This is a genomic window from Pseudomonas sp. W2Aug9 (genome assembly GCF_023127755.1).
In the GTDB taxonomy this organism is placed as follows: domain Bacteria; phylum Pseudomonadota; class Gammaproteobacteria; order Pseudomonadales; family Pseudomonadaceae; genus Aquipseudomonas; species Aquipseudomonas synxantha_A.
Map to the genome: position 1 here is coordinate 223,987 of NZ_SPKL01000020.1, position 22,208 is coordinate 246,194.

Below are 22,208 nucleotides of genomic sequence, written 5' to 3' on the forward strand. Positions count from 1 at the left end.
GAGAAAACGGAATGTCTTCCCTGCTACGCGCTACCCTGATCACCCTGGCCCTGTTGACCACTGCCGGCTGCACCAGCAAACCAGTGCTCAACACCCAGCACGAACTGCCGGCCACGACCCAGGTCAGCGAAGAAAAAATGAAACAGGTGATCGTCGCCGCCCTGCAAAAACGTGAGTGGACAGTACAACGCCTGAGCCCGCAACTGGTGCAGGCCGAGATCACCGTGCGCGGCCAGTTCTATGCAGCAATCGATATCCGCTACACCCGCAACAGCTACGCCATCACCTACCGCGACAGCCGCGACCTGGGCTACAAGGACGGCAAGATCCATCGCAATTACAACCGTTGGGTGAGCATGCTGGATAGGGACATCCTGGCAGGGTTGCGCTCGACCGGGATGCAGTAAGGCCAGAAACGACAAAGGGCGCCTTTCGGCGCCCTCTTCACAAACAGGTTGGCTTGTCATCGCCGCTTCCTGCCTGGCTCTGCGATGGCTGGTTGCCCAGGATCCTCAGAGTCTCACAAGCCCCTTTCGGGAACTCGGCCAGTATGCCTGAAAGCAGATTACCTGCAATCGGTGGCAAAACGCCGTCCATCTATATCCCACTTTATCGCAACCCAAGCGCACTGCGCACCGCCGCTTTTATCGCCAAAAATTGGTCATTGGTGAGTTCGGCGATTTTGTAAGTTCGTTTGCCATGACGATCTTTACTTTTGATTCGGTCCAGTCGACCCAAGCTGACTGTCGCGACGATGTCGCATTTAGCCCAGCAGACCGGGCTCGCTCCCTGAAGATGGCTATCAAGCCGCAAATGGTGTTCCAACACCTGCTGTGGAGCGGTAGTACTCAGAGGTACCACCGTTACGAGCAGCTTATTCGTCCGGTGTTTGCGTATCACAATAACAGGTCGAATCTTGATGATTTCCGGAACCTCATAGCCACGAAAATCACAAATCAACACGCTGCCCTCCTTGGGCTGATAGAGAAGTGCCATCCATATCCACTCGCCTGAAAAAGAGTGATTTTGCGCAAGTTTCTGGCGAATAACTAAGCCGGTTGCGTTACCTGATATGTGACCCCGCCTACACCAATACCTGACGCGTCAACAACTCCACAAACCCCTTAGCCATCGGCGTTTGCACGCCCTTGCGCTGCACCAGCCACACCGCCGTCATCGCCTCCGGGTCGAGCAGTGTGCGGTAGACCACGCCATCAATGCGGATACGCTGGTAAGACGCCGGCAACACCGACACGCCCAACCCCGCCGCCACCAGGCCGATGATGGTCATCGCCTCCCCCGCTTCCTGGGCAAAATGCGGGCTGAACCCGGCGTCGCGGGCCAGGTTGAGCAGTTGGGCATACAGGCCGCTGCCGTAGGTGCGTGGGAAAAATACAAAGGGTTCCTGCGCCAACTGCGCCAGGTGCAGGCCGCGCTCGCTGCCTTCCACCAACGGATGGCCGGCGCTCAATACGGCAACCAGCGGCTCGCGCATCAACTCGACCACGCTCAGCGAATCAGGCAACGGCAAAGGCCGCATCAGCCCGACCTGGATCGACTCATCCACCAATGACTCGGCCACCTCCGTGCTGCTCATCTCCTGCAGATTGAGGTGCACTGCCGGGAAAGCCTGGCGAAACGCAAAGATCGCCTGGGGAATACTGGAATTGAACGGCGCGGAAGATGTGAAGCCGATCTTCAACTCCCCGAGCTCTCCTAATTGCGCTCTGCGCGCCACGTCTGCCGCCTTGTCGACCTGGGCCAGCACCAGCCGCGCCTCTTGCAGGAACAGGCGCCCGGCCTCGCTCAGCTCGACCCGACGATTGGTACGCTCAAATAACCGCGCCCCCACCTCTTGCTCCAGTGCCTGGATCTGCTGGCTCAAGGGCGGTTGCGATATGCCCAGCACCTGCGCGGCGCGGCCAAAGTGCAGTTCTTCAGCGACGGCGATGAAGTACCGCAGGTGACGTAATTCCATGCACACCTCATTAGGTCGTAGAACCTATCAAACAGGTCGAACAATATATTGGAAAGAATCATTAGCCAGCTATATTCTTTTTCGTATTGTCAGTCCTGGCAGACTTTCCTCCCCGAGGTCCCCCGTGAATCCTGCTGTTGCTCCACTTGCCCAACACACCCCGCCCTCAGCCCTTGATGACGTGGTGGCGCAGCTCAATGACGAGTACATCGAAAAAGGCACGCCGATGTTCATGCGCACGGTGTTGGCGCTATTTTCCGGCGGGTTTGCCACCTTTGCCCTGTTGTATTGCGTACAGCCGATGATGCCGGCGCTGTCCCATGAATTTTCCATCAATGCGGCGCAAAGCAGCCTGATTCTTTCGGTCGCGACCGCGATGCTTGCCTGCGGCCTGCTAATCACCGGGCCGATTTCCGACCGGCTGGGGCGCAAGCCGGTGATGGTCGCCGCGTTGTTCTGTGCGGCGCTGGCCACCATCGCCAGCGGTCTGATGCCGACCTGGGAGGGGATTCTGCTGATGCGGGCGCTGGTGGGCCTGTCCCTGAGCGGCCTGGCTGCCGTGGCGATGACCTACCTCAGCGAAGAGATCCACCCGCAGCACATCGGCCTGGCCATGGGCCTGTACATCGGCGGCAATGCGATTGGCGGCATGAGCGGGCGCCTGATCATCGGCGTGTTGATCGACTTCGTCAGCTGGCACACCGCAATGTTGATCATCGGCGCCCTGGCCCTGATCGCGGCCACTGTGTTCTGGAAGATCCTCCCACCATCGCGCAACTTCCGCGCCAGCAGCCTCAAGCCGCGCAGCCTGGTGGATGGCTTCGTCATGCATTTCAAGGATGCGGGCTTGCCGTGGCTGTTCCTGGAAGCCTTCCTGCTGATGGGCGCGTTCGTAACGATGTTCAACTACATCGGTTATCGCCTGCTGGCCTCACCCTATGAGCTGAGCCAGGCCGTGGTCGGCCTGCTGTCGCTGGTGTACCTCTCGGGCATCTACAGCTCGGCCAAGATCGGCTCCCTGGCCGACCGCCTTGGCCGCCGTCGGGTGCTGTGGGCCACCATCGTGCTGATGCTCGCCGGCATGGCCCTGACGCTGTTCACCCCGCTGTGGCTGGTGGTGCCGGGCATGTTGATCTTCACTTTCGGCTTCTTCGGCGCCCACTCGGTGGCCAGCAGCTGGATCGGCCGCCGGGCGGTGAAAGCCAAGGGGCAGGCGTCTTCGCTTTACCTGTTCTGCTATTACGTGGGATCGAGTATTGCCGGGACGGCAGGCGGGTTCTTCTGGCATTTTGCCGGGTGGAACGGGATTGGCGGATTCATTATCGCGCTACTGATCGGCGCGTTGCTGGTGGCGTTGAAGCTGGCGAAGTTGCCGCCGTTGGGGCAGGTCTGAAGGTTTCCGGCTTTTAATGTGGGAGGGGGCTTGCTCCCGATAGCGCTGGTTCAGTCAATAAATCTGTTGACTGACACTCTGCTATCGGGAGCAAGCCCCCTCCCACATTTTTGCTCTGTGCTTTATTCGTGGTACTGCGCCGACAGTTCATGCACCGCACGCAGGAACGCACCCGCATGTTCCGGATTCACTTCCGGCGTGATGCCATGGCCGAGGTTGAACACATGGCCGGTGCCCTTGCCATAGCTGGCGAGGATGCGCCCGACTTCCGTGCGGATCGCTTCCGGCTTGGCGTACAGCACAGTGGGGTCCATGTTGCCTTGCAGCGCAACCTGGTTTCCAACGCGACGGCGGGCTTCGCCGATATCGCAGGTCCAGTCCAGGCCCAATGCATCGGCGCCAGCATCGGCGATACTTTCCAGCCACAGGCCGCCGCCTTTGGTGAACAGGATGACCGGAACCTTGCGACCTTCGTGTTCGCGGATCAGGCCGCTGACGATCTTGCGCATGTAGGCCAGGGAGAATTCCTGGTACGCCGCCGCCGACAGGTTGCCGCCCCAGGTATCGAAGATCTGCACCGCTTGCGCACCGGCCATGATCTGGCCGTTGAGGTAGGAGGTCACCGACTGTGCCAGCTTGTCCAGCAACAGGTGCATGGCTTGCGGGTTGTCGTAGAGCATGGCCTTGGTCTTGCGGAAGTCTTTCGACGAACCGCCTTCGACCATATAGGTGGCCAGCGTCCACGGGCTGCCAGAGAAGCCAATCAGCGGCACGCGACCGTTGAGCTCGCGGCGGATGGTGCTGACCGCGTCCATCACATAGCCGAGGTCTTTGTGCGGATCAGGAATCGGCAGGGCTTCGATATCGGCCAGGGTGCTGACGACCTTCCTGAAACGCGGGCCTTCGCCGGTCTCGAAGTACAGGCCCTGGCCCATGGCGTCGGGGATGGTAAGGATATCGGAGAAGAGAATGGCCGCATCCAGTTGTGGGTAGCGGTCCAGCGGCTGCATCGTGACTTCGCAGGCGAACGCAGGATTCATGCACAGGCTCATGAAGTCGCCGGCGTGGGCGCGACTGGCGCGGTATTCCGGCAGGTAGCGACCGGCTTGACGCATCATCCACACGGGGGTGACGTCTACAGGTTGCTTGAGCAGGGCACGAAGGAAACGGTCGTTCTTGAGGGCAGTCATGTCGGCATCCGCAAAAAAAGTGCGGGCATTTTCTCAGAGCGCGACGCAAAAGGCACGGCAAGAGCGGAGCCTTTTGTCTATCGGGTCAATTTGTCGCAATGACTGGCAACACAAACCTCAATGTGAAATGAGGTTTGTGTGGGAGCTGGCTTGCCTGCGATAGCATCAACTGGGTCTGGCTGACAGACCGAGTTGCCTGCATCGCAGGCAAGCCAGCTCCCACATTTGATCGCATTTCAGACTGAAATTTGATCAGACCTGCAGGTAGTCCAGGATCCCTTCGGCGGCATTGCGGCCTTCGAAGATCGCCGTCACTACCAGGTCAGAGCCGCGCACCATATCGCCACCGGCGAAGATTTTCGGGTTGCTGGTCTGGTGCTTGTACTGGCCTTGTTCCGGGGCTACCACGCGGCCCTGGCTGTCGGTCTGGATTTCGAACTGCTCGAACCAGGGCGCCGGGCTTGGACGGAAACCGAAAGCGATGACCACGGCGTCAGCCGGGATGATTTCTTCGGAACCCGGGATCGGCTCGGGGCTGCGACGGCCTCGGGCATCCGGTTCGCCGAGACGGGTCTCGACCACCTTCACGCCTTCGACGCGGTCTTCACCGACGATCGCAATCGGCTGGCGGTTGTAGAGGAATTTCACGCCTTCTTCCTTGGCGTTCTTCACCTCTTTGCGCGAGCCGGGCATGTTGGCTTCGTCGCGACGATACGCACAGGTGACCGACTTGGCGCCCTGGCGGATCGAGGTACGGTTGCAGTCCATCGCGGTGTCGCCACCGCCCAGCACCACGACCTTCTTGCCTTTCATGTCGACGAAATCTTCCGGCGACTTTTCAAAGCCCAGGTTGCGGTTGACGTTGGCGATCAGGAAGTCGAGCGCGTCATACACGCCCGGCAAGTCCTCACCGGCAAAGCCGCCCTTCATATAGGTGTAGGTGCCCATGCCCATGAACACCGCATCGTATTCGGCGAGCAGTTGCTCCATGGTGATGTCTTTGCCGATTTCGGTATTGAGGCGGAACTCGATACCCATGCCGGTGAACACTTCACGACGGTGACTCAGTACGGTTTTTTCCAGCTTGAACTCGGGAATACCGAAAGTCAGCAGACCACCGATCTCCGGGTTCTTGTCGAACACCACCGGGGTCACGCCACCACGCACCAACACGTCGGCACACCCCAGGCCCGCCGGGCCCGCGCCGATGATCGCGACGCGCTTGCCGGTCGGTTTGACCTTGGACATATCCGGGCGCCAGCCCATGGCGAACGCGGTGTCGGTGATGTACTTCTCCACCGAACCGATGGTCACTGCGCCGAAGCCGTCGTTGAGGGTGCAGGCACCTTCACATAGACGGTCTTGCGGGCACACCCGGCCGCAGACTTCCGGCAGGGTGTTGGTCTGGTGCGACAGCTCGGCGGCGGCGAGAATGTTGCCCTCGGCCACCAGTTTGAGCCAGTTGGGAATGAAGTTGTGCACCGGGCACTTCCATTCGCAATACGGGTTACCGCACCCCAGGCAGCGGTGGGCCTGATCGGCCGAGTGCTGGGGCTTGAAGGGTTCGTAGATTTCCACGAACTCTTTCTTGCGTTGACGCAACAGTTTCTTCTTCGGATCTTTGCGCCCGACATCGATGAACTGGAAGTCGTTATTCAGACGTTCAGCCATGTTAAAACCTCATCAAACTGTTCAGGCGCATATCACTGCGGGTTGGCACGGATGCTGGAAAGCAACGATTTCAGGTTGGCAGCCTTGGGCTTGACCAGCCAGAAACGACGCAGGTAATCATCGAGGTTTTCGGCGAGGTTGCGACCCCATTCACTGCCGGTCTCCTCGACATACTCGTCCAGCACGTGCTGCAAGTGGTTCCGGTAGGATTCCATGGCTTCACCGCTGATCCGCTGGATCTCGACCAACTCGTGGTTGACCTTGTCGACGAAGGTGTTGTCCTGGTCGAGCACGTAGGCGAAACCGCCGGTCATGCCCGAACCGAAGTTGTAACCGGTCTTGCCCAGTACCGCGACAAAGCCCCCGGTCATGTACTCGCAGCAGTGATCGCCAGTGCCTTCCACCACGGTGTGGGCACCGGAGTTACGCACGGCGAAGCGCTCACCGGCAGTACCCGCGGCAAACAGCTTGCCACCCGTGGCGCCGTACAAGCAGGTGTTGCCGATGATGGCACTGTCCTGGGTCTTGTACACGCTACCGGCTGGCGGGACGATAACCAGCTTGCCGCCGGTCATGCCTTTGCCCACGTAGTCGTTGGCATCGCCTTCCAGATACATGTGCAGGCCACCGGCGTTCCACACACCGAAACTCTGGCCCGCAGTGCCCTTGAAGCGGAAGGTGATCGGCGCTTTCGCCATGCCCTGGTTGCCGTGCTTGCGCGCGATTTCACCGGAGATGCGAGCACCGATGGAACGGTCGCAGTTGCAGATATCCAGGGCGAATTCGCCACCGCTGGCATCGCTGATCGAGGAGCCGGCCATTTCGACCATTTTCTCGGCCAGCAGGCCTTTGTCGAACGGCGGGTTGCGGTCCACTTGGCAGAATTGTGGCTTGTCTGCGGGGATGTGATCGCTGCCCAACAGCGGTGTCAGGTCCAAATGCTGTTGCTTGGCGGTCTGGCCTTCGAGGATGTCCAACAGGTCGGTGCGACCGATCAGCTCTTCCAGCGAACGCACGCCCAGCTTGGCCAGCCACTCACGGGTTTCTTCGGCGACGTAGGTGAAGAAATTCACCACCATGTCGACGGTGCCGATGTAGTGGTCCTTGCGCAGTTTTTCGTTCTGAGTCGCCACGCCAGTAGCGCAGTTGTTCAGGTGGCAGATACGCAGGTATTTGCAGCCCAGCGCGATCATGGGCGCAGTGCCGAAGCCGAAACTCTCGGCGCCGAGGATCGCGGCCTTGATCACGTCGAGGCCGGTTTTCAGGCCACCGTCGGTCTGTACCCGCACCTTGCCGCGCAGGTCGTTGCCGCGCAGGGTCTGGTGGGTTTCGGCCAGGCCGAGCTCCCACGGCGCACCTGCGTACTTGATCGAGGTCAGCGGCGAAGCGCCGGTGCCGCCGTCGTAGCCGGAGATGGTGATCAGGTCGGCATAGGCCTTGGCCACGCCAGCGGCGATGGTGCCGACGCCCGCTTCTGCGACCAGTTTTACCGAGACCAGGGCCTGCGGGTTGACTTGTTTGAGGTCGAAAATCAGCTGCGACAAATCTTCAATCGAGTAGATGTCGTGGTGCGGCGGCGGCGAGATCAGGGTCACGCCCGGCACTGCATAACGCAGCTTGGCGATCAGGCCGTTGACCTTGCCGCCTGGCAATTGCCCGCCCTCACCCGGCTTGGCGCCTTGGGCAACCTTGATCTGCAGCACTTCGGCGTTGACCAGGTACTCCGGGGTCACACCGAAACGGCCGGTTGCCACCTGCTTGATTTTCGAGCTTTTGAGCGTGCCATAACGCGCCGGGTCTTCGCCGCCTTCGCCGGAGTTGGAACGCGCACCCAGGCGGTTCATGGCTTCGGCCAGGGCTTCGTGAGCCTCAGGCGACAAGGCGCCCAGGGAAATACCGGCGGAGTCGAAGCGCTTGAGGATCGATTCCAGTGGCTCGACTTCGGCGATATCCATCGGCGTGTCCAGGGTCTTCACCTTGAACAGATCGCGGATCATCGACACCGGGCGGTTATCCACCAGGCTCGTGTATTCCTTGAACTTGGCGTAGTCGCCCTGCTGCACGGCGGCTTGCAGGGTACTGACCACGTCCGGGTTGTAGGCGTGGTATTCGCCACCGTGCACGAACTTGAGCAGGCCGCCTTGCTGGATCGGCTTGCGCGCGCTCCAGGCTTCGGCTGCCAGGGCTTTCTGCTCGGCTTCGATATCGACGAAACGTGCGCCCTTGATACGGCTCGGCACGCCACGGAAGCTCAGCTCGCAGACTTCTTCGGACAGGCCGATGGCTTCGAACAATTGCGCACCGCGGTAGGAGGTGACGGTGGAGATGCCCATCTTCGACAGGATCTTCAGCAGGCCCTTGGTGATGCCCTTGCGGTAGTTCTTGAACACCTCGTAGAGGTCGCCCAACACTTCACCGGTACGGATCAGGTCGCCGAGTACTTCATACGCCAGGAACGGGTACACCGCCGAGGCGCCGAAGCCGATCAGCACCGCGAAGTGGTGCGGGTCACGGGCAGTGGCGGTTTCCACCAGAATGTTGGAGTCGCAGCGCAGGCCTTTTTCGGTCAGGCGGTGGTGCACCGCGCCGGTCGCCAGGGACGCGTGGATCGGCAACTTGCCCGGCGCGATATGGCGGTCGGTCAGTACGATCTGAGTGCGGCCGGCGCGCACAGCTTCTTCAGCCTGGTCGGCGACGTTGCGCACAGCGGCTTCAAGGCCGAGGCTCTCGTCGTAGTTCAGGTCGATGATCTGGCGGTCGAAGCCTGGACGCTCCAGGGTCATCAGCGAGCGCCACTTGGCCGGGGAAACGACCGGCGAGCTGAGGATCACACGGGAGGCGTGCTCAGGCGATTCCTGGAAGATATTGCGCTCGGCACCGAGGCACACTTCCAGCGACATCACGATGGCTTCGCGCAGCGGGTCGATCGGTGGGTTGGTCACCTGGGCGAACTGCTGGCGGAAGTAGTCGTACGGCGTGCGCACGCGCTGGGACAGCACAGCCATCGGCGTATCGTCGCCCATGGAGCCTACGGCTTCGTAGCCTTGCTCGCCGAGCGGGCGCAGCACCTGATCACGTTCTTCGAACGTGACCTGATACATCTTCATGTATTGCTTGAGCTGGTCGATGTCGTAGAAAGCCGAACCGTGGTCATTGTCTTCCATGGTCGCCTGGATGCGCAGGGCGTTTTTGCGCAGCCATTGCTTGTACGGGTGACGCGACTTCAGACGGTTGTCGATGGCGTCGGTGTCGAGGATCTGCCCGGTTTCGGTGTCCACGGCCAGGATCTGGCCAGGACCGACACGGCCTTTGGCGATCACGTCTTCAGGCTTGTAGTCCCACACGCCGATTTCCGACGCCAGGGTGATAAAGCCGTTTGTGGTGGTGACCCAGCGCGCCGGGCGCAAGCCGTTACGGTCGAGCAGGCACACCGCGTAGCGGCCGTCGGTCATGACCACGCCGGCCGGGCCGTCCCACGGTTCCATGTGCATCGAGTTGTATTCGTAGAACGCCCGCAGGTCCGGGTCCATGGTCTCGACGTTCTGCCACGCAGGCGGAATGATCATGCGCACGCCACGGAACAGGTCGATGCCACCGGTGACCATCAGCTCAAGCATGTTGTCCATGCTGGAGGAGTCGGAACCCACGCGGTTGACCAGCGGGCCGAGCTCTTCGAGGTCCATCAAATCGTTGGCGAACTTGGTGCGACGGGCCACGGCCCAGTTGCGGTTGCCGGTGATGGTGTTGATCTCGCCGTTGTGGGCGAGGAAGCGGAATGGCTGGGCCAGCGGCCATTTCGGCAGGGTGTTGGTGGAGAAGCGCTGGTGGAACACGCAGATCGCGGTTTGCAGGCGCTCGTCGCTCAGGTCTGGATAAAAGGCGGTGAGATCCGCCGGCATCATCAGGCCTTTATAAATGATGGTCTTGTGGGAAAAGCTGCAGATGTAATGGTCAGTGTCGGCGGCGTTGAGCACCGACGAACGACGACGGGACGTGAACAGCTTGATCGCCATGTCCTGGTCACTCAGGCCGTCACCCGCGATGAACACTTGTTCGATCTGCGGCAGGCGCTCCAGGGCCAGGCGGCCGAGTACGCTGGTGTCGATTGGCACTTTGCGCCAGCCGACCAGTTGCAGGCCGGCAGCAACGATCTCGCGGTTCATGTTCTCGCGAGCGGCTTCGGCTTTTACCGGGTCCTGGTTGAAAAACACCATGCCCACGGCGTACTGCTTGGGCAGGTCGGCCGCAAAATGCTCTTTGGCGACAGCGCGCAGGAACTGGTCGGGCTTTTGAATCAGCAAGCCGCAACCGTCACCGGTCTTGCCGTCGGCGTTGATCCCACCGCGGTGGGTCATGCAGGTCAGGGCCTCGATGGCCGTTTGCAAAAGGGTATGACTGGGCTCGCCCTGCATGTGGGCTATCAGGCCGAAACCGCAGTTATCCTTGAATTCATCGGGTTGGTACAGACCTGCTTTCATAGACACTTTCTCACCAGGCTGCCTCTTATATCGAGGCAAATTTCTTTTCAATTCAACCGGTTACCTTCCACGCCGAACGTACGCCGGCTTAGCGGGGGCAAAAGGGAGGTCATTGTACACACCGACACAGACGCTCACAAATTTAGCGACGAAATGTCGCAAATCTATGTCGCATTTATGAAAGGTTTAAAGCGATATGCTGTGCTAGTCAAAACTTTTTTAATTCTGACCGCTACGACTCAAAAGCTACTGTGGCGCAGACACCACAAAGCGCGCGGTCCTTGCGGGGGACTGCACGCCTTGCGATTGTTTTTTGAGGTGCCGGGAGGGCGGCCTGGGTAAGGCCGCCGGATCTTCAGCGAGTTGCTGCCAGTTCTTGTTGAACGCTGGCAACAGTGCGAGGCCAAGGTTTACCAGCCTGAACCTTCGCTGGCAAGGCCTTGATGGCAGAATCGGCTGCGGCGCGGCTTGGGAAGCTGCCGTAGGTGATCACGTAGAGAGGCTTGCCGTTGAGCACTTTCTTGAAATAACGGTACTGGCCGCCCTGCTCCTTGACGAACGCCTGGGCGTTGGCCTCAGAGCTGGTGCCGAGGATCTGCACCACGAAATTGCCGGTAGGCTGGCTGCTGTACCAGCTGCTGCCAGCGGCGCCGGCCTTGGCCACGGTAGCGGCAGGTTTTTCAGCAGGCTTGGCCGCGGGTGCCGGTGCCGGCTTGGCAACTGGTGCTGCGGGCTTGGCTGTCGCTACTGTCGGCGCCGGGGTCGGCTTGGCAACTGGCGCAACCGGTGCGGCAGGCGCTACTGGGGTTGCTGGCGTGCCGGCCGGTACGCCCGCTGGTGGCGCGGTGGTGGTCACGGTCGGCGGCGTGGCGCTGGAGCCTTCCACCGGCACGCCGTCGTCGCCTTCGGAGATGCCACCGGCTTCTTCAGCCAGCGGGCCGCGCATTACAGGCTGGCCGACCATAGGCAGATTGGTTGGTTGGCCGGAGTTGGCGAATTCGACATTTGGCGTGGGCTTGCCCAGTGGCAACTGCGCCTGCTCAGTTGGCGCGCCGGTTGTTGTCGGTGCCTTATTGCGACCCGGGATCAACCAGGCGGCGGCTACAGCGACCACGACAACGGCGGAAATAGCCAATACGTGCTTCTTAGGCATAGTGAACCCCATCTTTGGACGCTTGACCGCAGAGCGGCTGGCAATCATGGCTTCGATCATTGCATCGCGGGCAACCTGGTTGATGTTTCCAGGCCATCCATCGGAGCTTTCGTGAATATCAGAGATCTGCGCAGCGGAGAAAAGTTCGATACCGGCCCCTGCACCCTCGAGGCGCTGAGCCAGGTATTCGCGGGTTTCTTCCTCTTCGTACGGCTGCAATTCGATGACGTGGAACAGCTCTTGCTCACCGCTGATCTGCTCCAGATCGGCGATCAACGACGACTCGCCAAACAGGAACACATGCGGGCGGCCTTCCGGCGTGCCCGCGGCCAGCGCCAACAGCGCTTCCAGCGCGGATTCGTCAAGCTGCTCGGCGTCGTCGACCAGCAGGTAGACTTCCTGGCCGGTCAGGCCCAGTTGCACCACCTGTTTGAGAATCGCGTTCGGCTCGGCGTTGGATACGTCCAGGGCCTGCGCAACCTGGCGCAGTACACCCGCTGCGTCACCGGCGCCACGGGCCGATACCACCACGCTCTGCACCGATTGCTTGTTGGTGCTGGCGACCAGCGCCTGGCGCAGCAAGGTCTTGCCACTGCCCAACGGTCCCGTGACCACCAGCAGCAACTGGCTGTAGCGCGCCAGATGATGCAGTTGCCCCAATACCGGCTTGCGCTGCGCAGGGAAGAATTTGAAACCAGGTACCCGTGGAGCAAAAGGGTCATGGCTCAAGTGATAATGGCCGAGGAACGCCTCGTCGGCATGCAAACTAGTCATCGGGATCTTATTAACCTTTAAGCTGGGCCAGGGCGCGGTAATCCGCTCCCAGCGTGGCCTGTAAAATCTCTTTCGGATAATCGTCGGTCACCACCGCCTCGCCCATGTGGCGCAGCAGTACCAGTCGCAGTCGACCGTCGATTACTTTCTTGTCTATTGCCATATGTTCGAGAAAATCTGCCTCGGTCATCTCTGTGGGAGGGATGACCGGTAAGCCGGCGCGCTGGAACAGGCGGATACCGCGATCACGCTCCTGGGCGGTGATCCAGCCCAGGCGTTGCGACATCTCCAACGCCATCACCGTGCCAGCCGCTACAGCTTCCCCATGCAGCCACACACCATAGCCCATGTGCGTTTCGATCGCATGGCCGAAGGTGTGGCCCAGGTTCAGGGTAGCGCGCACGCCGGACTCCCGTTCGTCGGCATTGACCACCAGCGCCTTGGCGGCGCAGGAGCGGGAAATCGCTTCGGTCAAGGCCACCTGGTCGAGTGCGCGCAAGGCATCTACATGTTCTTCAAGCCAGCTCAGGAAGGGCTCGTCACAGATCAGCCCGTACTTGATGACTTCCGCCAGGCCCGCCGACAACTCACGCGGTGGCAGTGTGTTGAGGGTAGCGGTGTCGATCAGCACGGCCTGTGGCTGGTAGAACGCACCGACCATGTTCTTGCCCAGCGGGTGATTGATACCGGTTTTGCCGCCCACCGAAGAATCGACCTGGGACAACAGGGTGGTCGGCACCTGGATAAAGTCCACGCCACGCTGGTAGCAGGCTGCAGCAAAACCGGCCATGTCGCCGATCACACCGCCGCCCAGGGCAACCACGGTGGTTCGACGGTCATGGCGCGCAGTCAGCAGGCCATCAAAGATCAGTTGCAGGGTTTCCCAGTTCTTGTGGGCTTCGCCGTCGGGCAACACCACGGAAATCACCGAATACGCCGCAAGGCTGCGGCTCAAACGCTCAAGATACAGGGGCGCAACCGTTTCGTTGGAGATGATCGCCACCTGCCGACCGGCAATATGCGGCGCGAGCAGTTCGGGCTGGTCCAACAGACCTTCGCCAATGTGGATCGGGTAGCTGCGCTCGCCTAGATCGACCTTAAGTGTCTGCATGTTTCCCCGCGTTGAAGATGTATTGACGACCGGCAATGTCGCAATCCGACATCACCTGATGGCTCTACGCCACACCTCACAAGGTTATGGCGCGCCGCCGAGAATAGCGCATTTCGGGCCAGGCTTTAACGGGGTGGCAACCGCTGCAGGCGCTCCAGAATATCGAGCACCACCATCCGAGGGGGTCGCTCATCGGTTTCCACCACCAGATCGGCGATTTCCCGATACAGCGGATCGCGCAGCGCCAGCAGGTCCCGCAGGGTTTTTTCCGGGTTGGCGGTGCGCAGCAACGGGCGATTGCGATCGCGGGCGGTGCGGCCCACCTGCTGCTCGACCGAGGCATGCAAATACACTACCCGACCACCGGCATACAGCGCTCGACGGTTTTCGTCGCGCATGACGGCGCCACCGCCGGTCGCCAATACCACGCCATCGCAGCCACACAGCTCGGCAATCATCGCCTGCTCGCGGTCACGAAAGCCCAGCTCGCCTTCTTTATCGAAGATCCATGGGATATTGGCACCCGTGCGCAATTCAATTTCCTTGTCGGAATCTTTGAACGGCAGGCGCAGCTCTTTGGCCAGCAAACGGCCGATGGTGCTCTTTCCAGCCCCCATCGGCCCTACAAGAATCAAATTTCGCACAGAATCAACGACTCACAGCAATCGCCTGGTTATTCATGATACGCGGAGTCAGGAATACCAGCAGCTCGGATTTTTTCTCCGCCAGCACATCGCGCCGGAAAAGGCGGCCAAGATACGGCACATCGCCCAAAAATGGCACTTTATCTACCACTTTGCTTTGGGTATTGGAGAAAACCCCACCGATGACGATGGTCTCGCCATCCCTGACCAGCACCTTGGCGTTGACCTCGTTTTTCTTGATCGGCGGTACATCATTGAGCCTGTTCAAGTAATCGGGCTCATCCTTGGTGACCTTGACCGCCATGATCACGTGGTCGTCGGGGGTGATTTGCGGCGTGACCTCCAGCGAAAGCGAAGCCTCCTTGAACGACACCGAGGTAGCGCCCTGGGAGGTGGACTCTTGATAGGGAATTTCGGTGCCCTTGAGGATGCGTGCCGTCTCCTTGTCGGACGTGACCACCTTGGGCTGCGAGACGATTTCGCCGTTGCCGGTTTTCTCCATGGCTGTCAGCTCAAGGTCCAGCAGTAGATTGTCGGTGATGTAGGCCACGCCCAGACCCGAGGTGCCGGTCAGCGAACCCAAGTCGACAAACGGGGAGCTGGGCGGGTTTTGCGGCGGTTCGGCGCCGTCTGCCACGGGCTTGGAAATACCTCCGACACTTCCCCTGCCATGACTGAGCCGCCCACCCCAGCGCACGCCCAGGCTTTTGTCGTAGTCGACATTGGCCTCGACAATTCGCGCCTCGATCATCACTTGGCGGACGGGAATATCCAGTTGCGCCACGATACGCCGCAGCTCTTCGAGCCGTTCGCCGGTCTGGTAGGCGATGATGTTGTTGGTGCGATCATCCACCGCCACCGAGCCGCGCTCATCCGTGGCGCCTTCAAAACCTGTGACCGACTGAAACAGCTTGGCCAGGTCCGCCGCCTTGGCATAGTTGACCTGCAGCAGCTCCCGACGCAGCGGTGCCAGTTCCGCCATCTGCTTGCGCGACTCCAGCGCCAGCAGTTCGCGAGCGGCCAACTCATCCGCAGGTGCCACCAGCAACACACCGGCTTTCACGCGCTTATCCAGACCTTTGGTTTGCAGCACCAGATCCAGCGCCTGATCCCAAGGCACATCCTTGAGCCGCAGGGTAATTGAGCCCTGCACTTCATCACTGGTCACCAGGTTGAGCCCGGCGACATCGGCGATTTGCTGCAAGACCGCCCGCAGGTCGATGTCCTGGAAATTCAGGTTCAGCCGGGTGCCTGTATAGCTGACCGACGCTGCACTGTCGGGCGGCGGCAGGTGGATCAGGTCCAGGCGATTGGGCACAGCAGCAGCCATCGGTGCCGTGAACGCTATCCATAGCGCCACACCGAAGGACGAGAAAGTCCTTTTCATTGTTTGATTCCGTTATGAGTTGACGTTCAACACAAGGGTTCGCGGGCGTTCGAGCCAGCCGCCCTGTTCATCGGGAAACCGTTCGACCAAGTGGATAGACCCCTCTTGAATGGCTGTGACCTGGCCATGATCCGGCCCCAGGTAATCACCAATCGTCAGCCGGTGCACCCTGGATCCGGCACGCAGCAGGGCAAAAGCCTGCGCCCCCAAGGACAGCGTGCCGACCATTTTGAACTGATCGATGTTCATGCCTTCCAGCAGCCCCCGTGGCCGAGCGAGATCCGGCGCAAGGGCCGGTCGCCCCGGCACGCGAGTTACTTGCAAACCGGGCGGCTGAAACGGGTCGCGCACAAACGATGGGGTGTAGACCAATGGCTGGGCCGGGTCGAACGCTTCGCGGGCCTTGGCGCTTTGCGTGGTACGCCGATAGGTCTTTGCCAGCAGGTTCAGACGCAGCAAGGCGCCGTCATGCCCCAGTGCAACATCCTGCACGGTGACGACGCGCGGTAACCCACCCAGGGCGCCGACGAATGCTGCCAAGTCGTGGTAGCCCCCGGTGACGCCGATTTGCATGGGTTGCTCGATATAGAGCTGACGAGGCTCTTCATCCAACACCGTGATGCCCTCGACCCATACTCCATTGGCAATCGCCAATCGGGCGATATCTTCAAGCAAGGCCGGCACCTCTGACTGGCCGGGCAATTGACGTAGAAGGCCTGTGACCTTGTCCTCCATTGCCCTGAACTGATCGGTGCGCGCCTCAAGGCTGGAGGCCAGTTCAGCTTTTTCCGCCAACTGCTGCTGTAGCGTTTGCTCCCGCGCCTCAAACCCGTGCAATCGCTCACGTGACGAGCTCAGGTAGGTAACCTCTCCTATCAGCAGCACCAGGCCGGCCAGCCCACAGCCAAGCAGGACCTTGCCAGGCAAGGGCCATTTAGCAGCGTTGTAGAAGAGCGTGGGAAAATCGAGCCTGGGCAGGCTCATGGTTGCGCCTCGCTGGATTCCCCCTGGCGCACCATCAGTTGAAACTCACTTTCGCCGCGCGCTCCATCAGCCTGCACGCGCTGCAGACGAGTCGAGCTGGAGCCCTGGGATGACTGCTTGAGCTGCTGCATCAACCGGGCAATGTCCTGGTTGCTTTCAGCCGTGCCGCGAATGCTGATGGTGTCACCGTTTGCGACCACCTCATGCAGATGGACACCTTCAGGCATTGCACGAGCCAATTGCTCGAACAATCGAGCGCCGGAAGAGCGGGCATCGTGCAGGTCCTGCACCACCTTCATGCGTTCGGCCAGTTGCTGGCTTCGTTCCTGCAGGTCGTCGATGGTCCTGATCCGCGAATCCTGGGTAGCCACCTCCTCACCCAAGCGGCTATTGCGGCTCACTTGCCGATCTATCGCCTGGTCGATCACCTGGTCAGCCAGCCACACGGCCGCCAGCGCCAGGCAGGCAAATGCCAGCAATAGCACCATGAAATACCTGCGCTTGCGCTCTGCCAGCGCCTGACGCCAAGGCAAAAGATTGATTCGTGTCATCCAGCGAAACTCCTCAGGGCCAACCCGCAAGCCACTCCCATCCCTTGGGCATCCACGGCCCATTGTGCACCATCGACTCGATGACCCGGCGTGAAGCTGGCAAAATCCTGACGGCAAGCGCGCTCCAATGCAAACCCTTCGACATCGACCACCCGCGGCACCAGCCCCGCCCGGGCTAAAACCGCCACTCGCGCCTGGACCTGCTCGCGCAGACAGGCCGCCAACATGACTTCAACCCACTGCGGCCCTTGGGCCGATGGGCCCCGGACCTGAAAGTCGATCGCCACCTCATCCAATGGATAAGGAATGAACTGGTCGGCTTCCATCTGGATCTTCCAGGCCATTTCTTCGTCGCGCAGGCCCGCATCCATCTCGATCAACCGCGTGATTACCGAAGGGCCCGCCACTGCCACAGCGGCGTGTCGAGCCGAAGTGCGCAGGCAGGATAACGCTTGTTGCAAGGCTCGCCCCACGCCCTCGACGTCCAGCAAGGCGCCATCGACGACCGCATGGGCGGGCAGCGCCTGGGTGGCATAGCCCTGGACACTGAAACCACCCGATGAACGGCTCAGCTCGATCAGCTTGATACCGCTGTCATTGATGTCGACACCCAAGACGATGTCGGCTTTTCGCCTGAAAAATCCCTTTCCCATAAAACTCCCCAAAACTTTCCCTGTCATACCGGCTGTCATCTCGCTTGATTGCTGCCAGGCACCCTGCATTCGGTCGGCTTGTTCGAGGCACGCGAATGACGCCCCAAGCTGAAAAATGCTTTAATGCCCAGCGTTTTTTCCCGCTTTTTTATCTGCTGCCCGGGTCGATCCATCGTTTGCCATGCATCCCCGACGCGTAACTCATTCTTTTCTCTGGAAATCCAAAAGCCTTGATTCGTCTGCTGAAGTTTTTCGGGTACTCCATTGTCGCGATCGTCTGCGGGCTGCTGCTCGTACTCAGCGGGGCCTACCTCTACCTTAGTCCGGGTTTGCCCTCCGTAGAGGCCCTCAGAAGTATCCAGTTGCAGATTCCTTTGCGGGTCTACAGCAGCGACGAAAAACTGATCGCGGAGTTCGGCGAAATGCGCCGCACACCGATCCGTTTCGCCGACATTCCACCCAATTTCATCAGTGCATTGCTGTCGGCAGAAGACGACAATTTTGCCAACCACTACGGCGTCGACCCCAGCAGCCTGGTGCGTGCGGCCACGCAGTTGGTAAAGAGCGGACACATTCAATCCGGCGGCAGCACCATCACCATGCAGGTGGCGAAGAACTTCTTCCTCACCAGCGAGCGCAGTTTTTCGCGTAAAGCCACCGAGATCCTGCTGGCGCTACAGATTGAACGCCAACTGACCAAGGACGAAATCCTCGAGCTGTACGTCAACAAGATCTACCTGGGCAATCGCGCCTACGGCATTGAGGCCGCCTCCCAGGTCTACTATGGCAAATCGATTCGTGACGCCAGCCTGGCGCAGATGGCCATGATCGCCGGCCTGCCCAAGGCGCCGTCGCGCTTCAACCCGCTGGCCAACCCGGCGCGCAGTAAAGAACGTCGCGACTGGATCCTGGGGCGCATGTACAAGCTGGGCAAGATCGACCAGGCCGCTTATGAAAGCGCCGTGGCCGAGCCGCTGAACGCCAGCTATCACGTGCCGACGCCGGAAGTGAATGCACCGTACATCGCCGAAATGGCCCGCGCCGAAATGGTTGGCCGTTATGGCAGCGATGCCTACACCGAAGGCTTTCGCGTGACCACGACGGTTCCGAGCAACTTGCAGGAAATCGCCAACCACTCCGTACACGAAGGCTTGATTACCTATGATCAACGTCACGGCTACCGCGGCCCCGAGTCGCGCCTGCCGGGCAAGACCCTGAGTGCCTGGACCACCGAACTGGGCAAACAGCGCTCGATCAGCGGCCTGGAGCCGGCCATCGTCACCGAGGTGACCAAAGACGGCATTCAAGTGCTGACCCGCGCCGGTGAAGCCCACGTGGCGTGGGACAGCATGAAATGGGCGCGCCCGTTCCTGAACACCAACAGCATGGGGCCGATGCCCAAGCAGCCGTCCGAAGTGGCCAAGGTGGGTGATTTGATCCGCGTGCAACGCCAGAAGGATGACAGCCTCAAGTTCAGCCAGGTGCCGGTCGCCCAAGGCGCCCTGGTATCCCTCGATCCGCAGAACGGCGCAATCCGCGCACTGGTCGGCGGTTTCGCCTTTGAGCAGAGCAACTACAACCGTGCGATACAGGCCAAGCGCCAGCCGGGTTCAAGTTTCAAGCCGTTCGTCTACAGCGCCGCACTGGACAACGGCTACACCGCCGCCAGCCTGGTCAACGACGCACCGATCGTGTTTGTCGATGAATACCTGGACAAGGTCTGGCGGCCGAAGAACGACACCAACACCTTCCTCGGCCCGATCCGCATTCGCGAGGCGCTGTACAAGTCTCGCAACCTGGTGTCGATCCGCCTGCTGCAGGCCATGGGCGTGGGCAAGACCATCGACTACATGACGCGCTTCGGCTTCGCCAAGTCGGACTTGCCGCCCAACCTGTCCCTGGCGCTGGGTACCGCAACCCTTACGCCGATGGAAATCGCCACCGGCTGGAGCACCTTTGCCAACGGCGGCTACAAGATCGCGCCGTACCTGATCGACAAGATCGAAAGCCGCAACGGCGACACCCTGTTCACCGCCAACCCACCACGGGTGCCCGGTGATGTGGTCAATGGTGTGGCGGCAACCGATGGTCTTGCGGCACCGGGTAACGGCGGTATTACCATCGAGCCCACGCCAGGCACAGCGCCGGCCGCAAACGCTCCCGCAACGACCGAGCCGCAAGCGCCAGCGGTTGCCGAGCGCATCGTGGATGGACGCACCACCTATATCCTCAACAGCATCCTGCAGGACGTGATCAAGAAGGGCACCGGCCGCCGCGCACTGGCCCTGGGCCGTGCGGATATCGCGGGTAAAACCGGTACCACCAACGAGTCCAAGGATGCCTGGTTCTCCGGCTACAACGGCGACTACGTGACCACGGTATGGACTGGCTACGACCAGCCGGAAAGCCTGGGCCGCCGTGAGTTTGGCGGCACCGTCGCACTGCCGATCTGGATGAGCTACATGGGCGCCGCGCTCAAGGACAAGCCGCTGCACACCCAGCCTGAACCGGAAGGCATCCTGAGCCTGCGCATCGACCCGGTGAGTGGACGTGCGGCGTCGCCGAGTACGCCGAATGCGTACTTCGAGCTGTTCAAGAGCGAAGACACGCCGCCGTCAGTTAACGAGTTGGGCAATGGCGTGGTGCCGGGCAGCCCGCTACCGGCGGATGAAGGCGCGCCGATCGATTTGTTCTGACCCGATCCAAGACGCAACATAGATCCAAATGTGGGAGGGGGCTTGCTCCCGATGGCGGACTGTCAGTCAATGAATATGGCGACTGATACACCGCCATCGGGAGCAAGCCCCCTCCCACATTTGACCTCTATAGGCTTCAAGAGAATTGCCATAAAAAAAGCCCCGACTCATTCGAGCCGGGGCTTTTTGTTGGTGCGCTATAACGGCTTAGCCGTTGAACACATCATCCACGCTTTGCAGCGGGTAGTTCTTTGGATACGGCAGGGTTGCTACACCGGTCTCGATCGCGGCCTTGGCCACAGCATCGGAGATCAGGGTGATCAGGCGCTTATCCATTGGTTTTGGAATGATGTACTCACGACCGAATTCCAGCTTGGCACCACCGTAGGCGTCGCACACATCCTGAGGCACCGGCAGCTTGGCCAGTTCACGCAGGGCGTTGGCAGCCGCTACTTTCATTTCTTCGTTGATGCGCTTGGCGCGAACGTCCAGGGCACCACGGAAGATGAACGGGAAGCCCAGTACGTTGTTGACCTGGTTCGGGTAGTCCGAACGGCCGGTAGCCATGATCACATCGCTACGGGTGGCGTGAGCCAGCTCAGGCGAGATTTCCGGATCCGGGTTGGAGCAGGCGAACACGATCGGGTTCGGCGCCATGGATTTCAGGCCTTCGGCGCTCAGCAGGTTCGGGCCGGACAGGCCGACGAACACGTCGGCACCGTCGAGGGCGTCAGCCAGGGTGCGCTTGGAGGACGGGTGGGCAAACATCGCCTTGTACTGGTTCAGGTCGGTACGCTCGGACTGGATCACGCCCTTGCTGTCGACCATGTAGATGTTTTCCAGCTTGGCGCCCATGCTGATGATCAGCTTCATGCAGGAAATGGCCGCAGCACCGGCGCCCAGGCAGACGATCTTCGCCTCACCCAGGGTTTTGCCGGCGATTTCCAGGGCGTTGATCATGCCGGCCGCGGTAACGATCGCGGTGCCGTGCTGGTCATCGTGGAATACCGGGATGTCGCACTGTTCGATCAGGGCCTTTTCGATCTCGAAGCACTCAGGTGCCTTGATGTCTTCCAGGTTGATGCCACCGAAGGTGATGGAAATGCGCTTGACCGTGTCGATGAAAGCCTGCGGGCTCTCGGAATCGACTTCGATGTCGAAAACGTCGATGCCGGCAAAGCGCTTGAACAGCACGCCTTTACCTTCCATGACTGGCTTGGAAGCCAATGGGCCGAGGTTACCCAGGCCAAGGATCGCGGTGCCATCGGAAATCACTGCAACCAGGTTGCCCTTGCCGGTGTACTTGTACGCCAGTTCTGGGTCACGGGCGATTTCACGTACGGGCTCGGCAACACCAGGGCTGTAGGCCAGCGACAGGTCGCGAGCAGTGGCAGTGGCTTTGGTGAGCTCTACACTCAGCTTTCCTGGACGAGGATGGGCATGGTATTCGAGAGCGGCAGTTTTCAAATCAGACATATCGGCATTCCGCTTTTACTGTTGGTCGACGGACCGCCGAGGATACGCGTGTCGCAAAGTCCCTACAAG

The 22,208-nt window shown here is 60.6% G+C and carries 16 protein-coding genes; 3 read left to right on the plus strand and 13 right to left on the minus strand.

Features of this window, described 5'->3' with window-relative positions:
* Positions 1 to 11: 11 nt before the first annotated feature.
* Positions 12 to 407, plus strand: coding sequence for a hypothetical protein (locus E3O56_RS14665; RefSeq protein WP_032878299.1), 396 nt, complete (start codon positions 12 to 14; stop codon positions 405 to 407).
* Positions 408 to 609: 202 nt separating this feature from the next.
* On the opposite strand, the gene E3O56_RS14670 is transcribed toward E3O56_RS14665, so the two are convergent.
* The gene (locus tag E3O56_RS14670; RefSeq protein WP_032878300.1) at positions 610 to 996 is read right to left on the minus strand and encodes a type II toxin-antitoxin system PemK/MazF family toxin; all 387 of its coding nucleotides are present in this window, start codon (positions 994 to 996) and stop codon (positions 610 to 612) included.
* A gap of 88 nt (positions 997 to 1,084) precedes the next feature.
* On the minus strand, positions 1,085 to 1,978 hold the full coding sequence (locus E3O56_RS14675) for a LysR family transcriptional regulator (RefSeq protein ID WP_032878301.1): 894 nt from the start codon (positions 1,976 to 1,978) through the stop codon (positions 1,085 to 1,087).
* 124 nt (positions 1,979 to 2,102) lie between these two features.
* Between E3O56_RS14675 and E3O56_RS14680 the strand changes: the two genes are divergently transcribed.
* Entirely contained in the window at positions 2,103 to 3,371 is a 1,269-nt protein-coding gene (locus E3O56_RS14680; protein ID WP_032878302.1) for an MFS transporter, read from the plus strand.
* A gap of 122 nt (positions 3,372 to 3,493) precedes the next feature.
* Here the strand turns inward: E3O56_RS14680 and hemE are convergent, their stop codons facing one another.
* The 10 genes from hemE to pilM form a co-directional block, all read right to left on the minus strand.
* Positions 3,494 to 4,561: a uroporphyrinogen decarboxylase gene (hemE, locus tag E3O56_RS14685; protein WP_046070564.1), complete on the minus strand. Its 1,068-nt coding sequence runs from the start codon at positions 4,559 to 4,561 to the stop codon at positions 3,494 to 3,496.
* Positions 4,562 to 4,813: 252 nt separating this feature from the next.
* A complete protein-coding gene (locus E3O56_RS14690) occupies positions 4,814 to 6,232 on the minus strand; it encodes an FAD-dependent oxidoreductase (RefSeq protein ID WP_003187920.1) in 1,419 nt (472 codons plus the stop codon).
* Positions 6,233 to 6,264: 32 nt separating this feature from the next.
* Positions 6,265 to 10,710, minus strand: coding sequence for a glutamate synthase large subunit (gltB, locus tag E3O56_RS14695; protein ID WP_032878304.1), 4,446 nt, complete (start codon positions 10,708 to 10,710; stop codon positions 6,265 to 6,267).
* Between the two features lie 355 nt (positions 10,711 to 11,065).
* Positions 11,066 to 12,637 carry an AAA family ATPase gene (locus E3O56_RS14700; RefSeq protein WP_005784047.1) on the minus strand — a complete coding sequence of 524 codons (1,572 nt, stop codon included), beginning with the start codon at positions 12,635 to 12,637 and terminating at the stop codon, positions 11,066 to 11,068.
* A 10-nt stretch (positions 12,638 to 12,647) separates the two neighbouring features.
* The gene (gene aroB, locus E3O56_RS14705) at positions 12,648 to 13,748 is read right to left on the minus strand and encodes a 3-dehydroquinate synthase (protein WP_032878306.1); all 1,101 of its coding nucleotides are present in this window, start codon (positions 13,746 to 13,748) and stop codon (positions 12,648 to 12,650) included.
* Between the two features lie 125 nt (positions 13,749 to 13,873).
* Complete coding sequence (gene aroK, locus E3O56_RS14710; RefSeq protein ID WP_005784043.1) at positions 13,874 to 14,392, minus strand: shikimate kinase AroK; 519 nt, start codon at positions 14,390 to 14,392, stop codon at positions 13,874 to 13,876.
* A gap of 4 nt (positions 14,393 to 14,396) precedes the next feature.
* Complete coding sequence (locus E3O56_RS14715) at positions 14,397 to 15,722, minus strand: type IV pilus secretin PilQ family protein (RefSeq protein WP_078820091.1); 1,326 nt, start codon at positions 15,720 to 15,722, stop codon at positions 14,397 to 14,399.
* 69 nt (positions 15,723 to 15,791) lie between these two features.
* Positions 15,792 to 16,763, minus strand: coding sequence for a pilus assembly protein PilP (locus tag E3O56_RS14720; protein WP_248128468.1), 972 nt, complete (start codon positions 16,761 to 16,763; stop codon positions 15,792 to 15,794).
* The gene (locus E3O56_RS14725) at positions 16,760 to 17,314 is read right to left on the minus strand and encodes a PilN domain-containing protein (RefSeq protein WP_005784037.1); all 555 of its coding nucleotides are present in this window, start codon (positions 17,312 to 17,314) and stop codon (positions 16,760 to 16,762) included. Before E3O56_RS14725 ends, E3O56_RS14720 begins: the two co-directional genes overlap by 4 nt.
* Complete coding sequence (gene pilM / locus E3O56_RS14730) at positions 17,311 to 17,967, minus strand: type IV pilus assembly protein PilM (protein WP_248128469.1); 657 nt, start codon at positions 17,965 to 17,967, stop codon at positions 17,311 to 17,313. The genes E3O56_RS14725 and pilM overlap by 4 nt, the downstream gene beginning before the upstream one ends.
* A 230-nt stretch (positions 17,968 to 18,197) precedes the next feature.
* On the opposite strand from pilM, the gene E3O56_RS14735 reads away from it, so the two are divergent.
* A complete protein-coding gene (locus E3O56_RS14735) occupies positions 18,198 to 20,663 on the plus strand; it encodes a penicillin-binding protein 1A (protein ID WP_248128470.1) in 2,466 nt (821 codons plus the stop codon).
* A 207-nt stretch (positions 20,664 to 20,870) separates the two neighbouring features.
* On the opposite strand, the gene E3O56_RS14740 is transcribed toward E3O56_RS14735, so the two are convergent.
* On the minus strand, positions 20,871 to 22,139 hold the full coding sequence (locus E3O56_RS14740) for a malic enzyme-like NAD(P)-binding protein (RefSeq protein ID WP_005784034.1): 1,269 nt from the start codon (positions 22,137 to 22,139) through the stop codon (positions 20,871 to 20,873).
* Positions 22,140 to 22,208 lie beyond the last annotated feature (69 nt).

What these genes read in the sequence shown, in the direction of transcription:
- E3O56_RS14665 (WP_032878299.1), top strand. Translation starts at nt 12, where the DNA reads ATGTCTTCCCTGCTACGCGCTACCCTGATCACCCTGGCCCTGTTGACC.
- E3O56_RS14670 (WP_032878300.1), bottom strand. Translation starts at nt 996, where the DNA reads ATGGCACTTCTCTATCAGCCCAAGGAGGGCAGCGTGTTGATTTGTGAT.
- E3O56_RS14675 (WP_032878301.1), bottom strand. Translation starts at nt 1,978, where the DNA reads ATGGAATTACGTCACCTGCGGTACTTCATCGCCGTCGCTGAAGAACTG.
- hemE (WP_046070564.1), bottom strand. Translation starts at nt 4,561, where the DNA reads ATGACTGCCCTCAAGAACGACCGTTTCCTTCGTGCCCTGCTCAAGCAA.
- E3O56_RS14690 (WP_003187920.1), bottom strand. Translation starts at nt 6,232, where the DNA reads ATGGCTGAACGTCTGAATAACGACTTCCAGTTCATCGATGTCGGGCGC.
- gltB (WP_032878304.1), bottom strand. Translation starts at nt 10,710, where the DNA reads ATGAAAGCAGGTCTGTACCAACCCGATGAATTCAAGGATAACTGCGGT.
- E3O56_RS14700 (WP_005784047.1), bottom strand. Translation starts at nt 12,637, where the DNA reads ATGACTAGTTTGCATGCCGACGAGGCGTTCCTCGGCCATTATCACTTG.
- aroB (WP_032878306.1), bottom strand. Translation starts at nt 13,748, where the DNA reads ATGCAGACACTTAAGGTCGATCTAGGCGAGCGCAGCTACCCGATCCAC.
- E3O56_RS14715 (WP_078820091.1), bottom strand. Translation starts at nt 15,722, where the DNA reads ATGGCTGCTGCTGTGCCCAATCGCCTGGACCTGATCCACCTGCCGCCG.
- E3O56_RS14720 (WP_248128468.1), bottom strand. Translation starts at nt 16,763, where the DNA reads ATGAGCCTGCCCAGGCTCGATTTTCCCACGCTCTTCTACAACGCTGCT.
- E3O56_RS14725 (WP_005784037.1), bottom strand. Translation starts at nt 17,314, where the DNA reads ATGACACGAATCAATCTTTTGCCTTGGCGTCAGGCGCTGGCAGAGCGC.
- pilM (WP_248128469.1), bottom strand. Translation starts at nt 17,967, where the DNA reads ATGGGAAAGGGATTTTTCAGGCGAAAAGCCGACATCGTCTTGGGTGTC.
- E3O56_RS14740 (WP_005784034.1), bottom strand. Translation starts at nt 22,139, where the DNA reads ATGTCTGATTTGAAAACTGCCGCTCTCGAATACCATGCCCATCCTCGT.